The organism is Arenimonas caeni (genome assembly GCF_003024235.1).
GTDB classification, from domain to species: domain Bacteria; phylum Pseudomonadota; class Gammaproteobacteria; order Xanthomonadales; family Xanthomonadaceae; genus Arenimonas; species Arenimonas caeni.
On sequence record NZ_KZ679114.1, the window covers coordinates 1 to 5230 of the forward strand.

The 5230-nt window shown below is 55.3% G+C and carries 2 tRNA genes and 3 rRNA genes; all 5 read right to left on the bottom strand.

Annotation, left to right across the window (positions count from 1 at the left end):
* Window positions 1–91: 91 nt before the first annotated feature.
* The 5 genes from rrf to C6N40_RS13820 all read right to left on the bottom strand — a co-directional run bounded on the left by rrf (window position 92) and on the right by C6N40_RS13820 (window position 5220).
* Window positions 92–206, bottom strand: a 5S ribosomal RNA gene (gene rrf, locus C6N40_RS13800).
* A 137-nt stretch (window positions 207–343) separates the two neighbouring features.
* Window positions 344–3221, bottom strand: a 23S ribosomal RNA gene (locus C6N40_RS13805).
* A gap of 224 nt (window positions 3222–3445) precedes the next feature.
* Window positions 3446–3521: transfer RNA gene (locus C6N40_RS13810), tRNA-Ala, on the bottom strand.
* 7 nt (window positions 3522–3528) lie between these two features.
* Window positions 3529–3605, bottom strand: a tRNA-Ile gene (locus tag C6N40_RS13815).
* Between the two features lie 70 nt (window positions 3606–3675).
* Window positions 3676–5220: ribosomal RNA gene (locus tag C6N40_RS13820) — 16S ribosomal RNA — on the bottom strand.
* The 16S, 23S and 5S rRNA genes sit together here with 2 tRNA genes alongside, the layout of an rRNA operon.
* Window positions 5221–5230: the final 10 nt, after the last annotated feature.

Here is a 5230-nt window from a genome sequence, read left to right on the forward strand (position 1 = left end):
TGTCGGCCAGGTGCACTACCGATAAGGCGGTGGTTTTCCCGGCCGCAAAGAAAAACCCCCGCCTTTTGGGCGGGGGTTTTAGGGGTAAAGCCCCTGGCGATGACCTACTCTTGCATGGCTTAGGCCACACTACCATTGGCGCAGCTGCGTTTCACTTCCGAGTTCGGGATGGGATCGGGTGGTTCCACAGCGCTATGGTCGCCAGGGAGAGGGTGGAGGGTCGCGTTGGCTGCGGTGGATTGCAGTTATCGCGCTCACGCTCTCGTTGGGTGGGAAGTAGCGAAACGTTTTTGCCGAACCCGGTGATCGACGTGTTGTCGAGGGTAAGGCGTCTTGAGGTTATATGATCAAGCCGCACGGATCATTAGTATCAGTTAGCTCAACGCATTGCTGCGCTTACACACCTGACCTATCAACGACGTGGTCTTCATCGTTCCTTTAGGGGACTTGTGTCCCGGGAGATCTCATCTTGAGGCGCGCTTCCCGCTTAGATGCTTTCAGCGGTTATCGTTTCCGACCATAGCTACCCGGCAGTGCCATTGGCATGACAACCGGAACACCAGGGGGTCGTCCACTCCGGTCCTCTCGTACTAGGAGCAGCCCCTCTCAAATCTCCAACGCCCACGACAGATAGGGACCGAACTGTCTCACGACGTTCTGAACCCAGCTCGCGTACCACTTTAAATGGCGAACAGCCATACCCTTGGGACCGACTACAGCCCCAGGATGTGATGAGCCGACATCGAGGTGCCAAACACCGCCGTCGATATGAACTCTTGGGCGGTATCAGCCTGTTATCCCCGGAGTACCTTTTATCCGTTGAGCGATGGCCCTTCCATACAGAACCACCGGATCACTAAGACCTACTTTCGTACCTGCTTGATCCGTCGATCTTGCAGTCAAGCACGCTTATGCCTTTGCACACAGTGCGCGATGTCCGACCGCGCTGAGCGTACCTTCGTGCTCCTCCGTTACTCTTTGGGAGGAGACCGCCCCAGTCAAACTACCCACCATACATGGTCCCCGACCCGGATAACGGGCCCAGGTTAGAACGTCAAGCACATCAGGGTGGTATTTCAAGGATGGCTCCATGCGAACTGGCGTCCGCACTTCAAAGCCTCCCACCTATCCTACACAGACGAACTCAACGTTCAATGTAAAGCTATAGTAAAGGTTCACGGGGTCTTTCCGTCTTGCCGCGGGAACGCTGCATCTTCACAGCGATTTCAATTTCACTGAGTCTTGGGTGGAGACAGCGCCGCTGTCGTTACGCCATTCGTGCAGGTCGGAACTTACCCGACAAGGAATTTCGCTACCTTAGGACCGTTATAGTTACGGCCGCCGTTTACCGGGGCTTCGATCAAGAGCTTCGCTTGCGCTAACCCCATCAATTAACCTTCCGGCACCGGGCAGGCGTCACACCCTATACGTCCACTTTCGTGTTTGCAGAGTGCTGTGTTTTTGATAAACAGTCGCAGCGGCCTGGTTACTGCGGCCCTCCGGGGCTCAACAATGCATATTGTCACCCTGGAAGGCGCACCTTCTCCCGAAGTTACGGTGCCATGTTGCCTAGTTCCTTCACCCAAGTTCTCTCAAGCGCCTGAGAATTCTCATCCTGCCCACCTGTGTCGGTTTACGGTACGGTCTGCGTGACCTGAAGCTTAGAGGCTTTTCCTGGAAGCGTGGTATCAGTGACTTCGCCCGATAGGGCTCGTCTCGGTGCTCGGCATAAATGGGAGCGGATTTGCCTACCCCCAATGCCTACCGCCTTTCCCCGGGACAACCAACGCCCGGTACACCTAACCTTCTCCGTCCCCCCATCGCAGTCACGCGAGGTGCTGGAATATTAACCAGCTTCCCATCGACTACACCTTTCGGTCTCGCCTTAGGGGCCGACTCACCCTGCGCCGATTAACGTTGCGCAAGGAAACCTTGGGCTTTCGGCGTGCGGGCTTTTCACCCGCATTATCGTTACTCATGTCAGCATTCGCACTTCCGATACCTCCAGCAGACTTCTCAATCCACCTTCAACGGCTTACGGAACGCTCCTCTACCGCGCACACAAAGTGTGCACCCTAAGCTTCGGTATACCGCTTAGCCCCGTTAAATCTTCCGCGCAGGCCGACTCGACCAGTGAGCTATTACGCTTTCTTTAAAGGATGGCTGCTTCTAAGCCAACCTCCTGGCTGTCTGTGCCTTCCCACATCGTTTTCCACTGAGCGGTAATTTGGGGACCTTAGCTGTAGGTCTGGGTTGTTTCCCTTTTCACGACGGACGTTAGCACCCGCCGTGTGTCTCCCGTGCATTACGTCTTGGTATTCGGAGTTTGCAATGGTTTGGTAAGTCACAATGACCCCCTAGCCATAACAGTGCTCTACCCCCAAGAGTATTCACACGAGGCGCTACCTAAATAGCTTTCGAGGAGAACCAGCTATCTCCGGGTTCGATTAGCTTTTCACTCCTAGCCACACCTCATCCCCTACTTTTGCAACAGGAGTGGGTTCGGGCCTCCAGTCGGTGTTACCCGACCTTCACCCTGGGCATGGCTAGATCACCCGGTTTCGGGTCTACTGCATGCGACTATGCGCCCTATTCAGACTCGGTTTCCCTTCGCCTCCCCTATACGGTTAAGCTCGCCACATACAGTAAGTCGCTGACCCATTATACAAAAGGTACGCAGTCACCGAACAAGTCGGCTCCCACTGCTTGTACGCACACGGTTTCAGGTTCTATTTCACTCCCCTCTCCGGGGTTCTTTTCGCCTTTCCCTCACGGTACTGGTTCACTATCGGTCGGTCAGGAGTATTTAGCCTTGGAGGATGGTCCCCCCATATTCAGACAGGGTTTCACGTGCCCCGCCTTACTCATCATCATCTGCGTGGCCCTTTCACATACAGGGCTATCACCTTCTATGGCCGGCCTTTCCAGGCCGTTTTGCTAGAACCATGCAGACTTCAGGGCTGGTCCCCGTTCGCTCGTCACTACTGAGGGAATCTCGGTTGATTTCTTTTCCTCTGGTTACTTAGATATTTCAGTTCACCAGGTTCGCCTCCAGCACCTATGTATTCAGTACTGGATACTGCCGAAGCAGTGGGTTTCCCCATTCGGACATCTCCGGGTCAATGTCTGTTGCCGACTCACCGGAGCTTTTCGCAGGCTGCCACGTCCTTCATCGCCTCTGACCGCCAAGGCATCCACCGTGTGCGCTTATTCGCTTGACCATATAACCCCAAGTCGCCTCAGGGTTAAACGTTGCACGAATAGTTCAACGATTAACTTCAATAAGAGTCCTTCCGGACTCCGCCTTAGCCTCTACGACACGTCTTGATGACAGAATTCGTCTCAAACGCTCGCTACTTCCCATGTTTTCAAAGAACACGATGCCGGCCTCAAAGCCAGATCGATAAAATTGCTGTGTGCGCTGTCATTCCACTGCCGGCCCAACTGGTGGAGCCAGTCGGGATCGAACCGACGACCCCCTGCTTGCAAAGCAGGTGCTCTCCCAGCTGAGCTATGGCCCCGTGAAATTGGTGGGTCTAGGAGGACTCGAACCTCCGACCTCACCCTTATCAGGGGTGCGCTCTAACCACCTGAGCTACAGACCCAGGCCGGATCACGTGATGTGGAATGCAGGAAACTTGTGCGGACGCCTGCAAAGGCGACTCGTCATGCTCAAAAGGAGGTGATCCAGCCGCACCTTCCGATACGGCTACCTTGTTACGACTTCACCCCAGTCATGAATCACACCGTGGCAAGCGTCCTCCCGAAGGTTAGACTACCTGCTTCTGGTGCAACCCACTCCCATGGTGTGACGGGCGGTGTGTACAAGGCCCGGGAACGTATTCACCGCAGCAATGCTGATCTGCGATTACTAGCGATTCCGACTTCACGGAGTCGAGTTGCAGACTCCGATCCGGACTAGGATGGGGTTTCTGGGATTGGCTCCGCCTCGCGGCCTCGCGACCCTCTGTCCCCACCATTGTAGTACGTGTGTAGCCCTGGCCGTAAGGGCCATGATGACTTGACGTCATCCCCACCTTCCTCCGGTTTGTCACCGGCAGTCTCCTTAGAGTTCCCGACATTACTCGCTGGCAACTAAGGACAAGGGTTGCGCTCGTTGCGGGACTTAACCCAACATCTCACGACACGAGCTGACGACAGCCATGCAGCACCTGTCTCAGTGTTCCCGAAGGCACCAATCCATCTCTGGAAAGTTCACTGGATGTCAAGGCCAGGTAAGGTTCTGCGCGTTGCATCGAATTAAACCACATACTCCACCGCTTGTGCGGGCCCCCGTCAATTCCTTTGAGTTTCAGTCTTGCGACCGTACTCCCCAGGCGGCGAACTTAACGCGTTAGCTTCGACACTGAGCTCCTAGTTGAGCCCAACGTCCAGTTCGCATCGTTTAGGGCGTGGACTACCAGGGTATCTAATCCTGTTTGCTCCCCACGCTTTCGTGCCTCAGTGTCAGTGCTGGTCCAGGTGGCCGCCTTCGCCACAGATGTTCCTCCCGATCTCTACGCATTTCACTGCTACACCGGGAATTCCACCACCCTCTACCGCACTCTAGTCCGCCAGTATCCACCGCAATTCCCAGGTTGAGCCCGGGGCTTTCACGGCAGACTTAACGAACCACCTACGCACGCTTTACGCCCAGTAATTCCGAGTAACGCTTGCACCCTTCGTATTACCGCGGCTGCTGGCACGAAGTTAGCCGGTGCTTATTCTTTGGGTACCGTCATTCCCATCGGGTATTAACCAACAGGTTTTCTTCCCCAACAAAAGTGCTTTACAACCCGAAGGCCTTCTTCACACACGCGGCATGGCTGGATCAGGCTTGCGCCCATTGTCCAATATTCCCCACTGCTGCCTCCCGTAGGAGTCTGGACCGTGTCTCAGTTCCAGTGTGGCTGATCATCCTCTCAGACCAGCTACGGATCGTCGCCTTGGTGGGCCTTTACCCCGCCAACTAGCTAATCCGACATCGGCTCATCCAATCGCGCAAGGCCTTGCGGTCCCCTGCTTTCACCCTCAGGTCGTATGCGGTATTAGCGTAAGTTTCCCTACGTTATCCCCCACGACTGGGTAGATTCCGATGTATTCCTCACCCGTCCGCCACTCGCCACCCAGGGAGCAAGCTCCCCTGTGCTGCCGTTCGACTTGCATGTGTTAGGCCTGCCGCCAGCGTTCACTCTGAGCCAGGATCAAACTCTTCAGTTAAAGCTAAAAA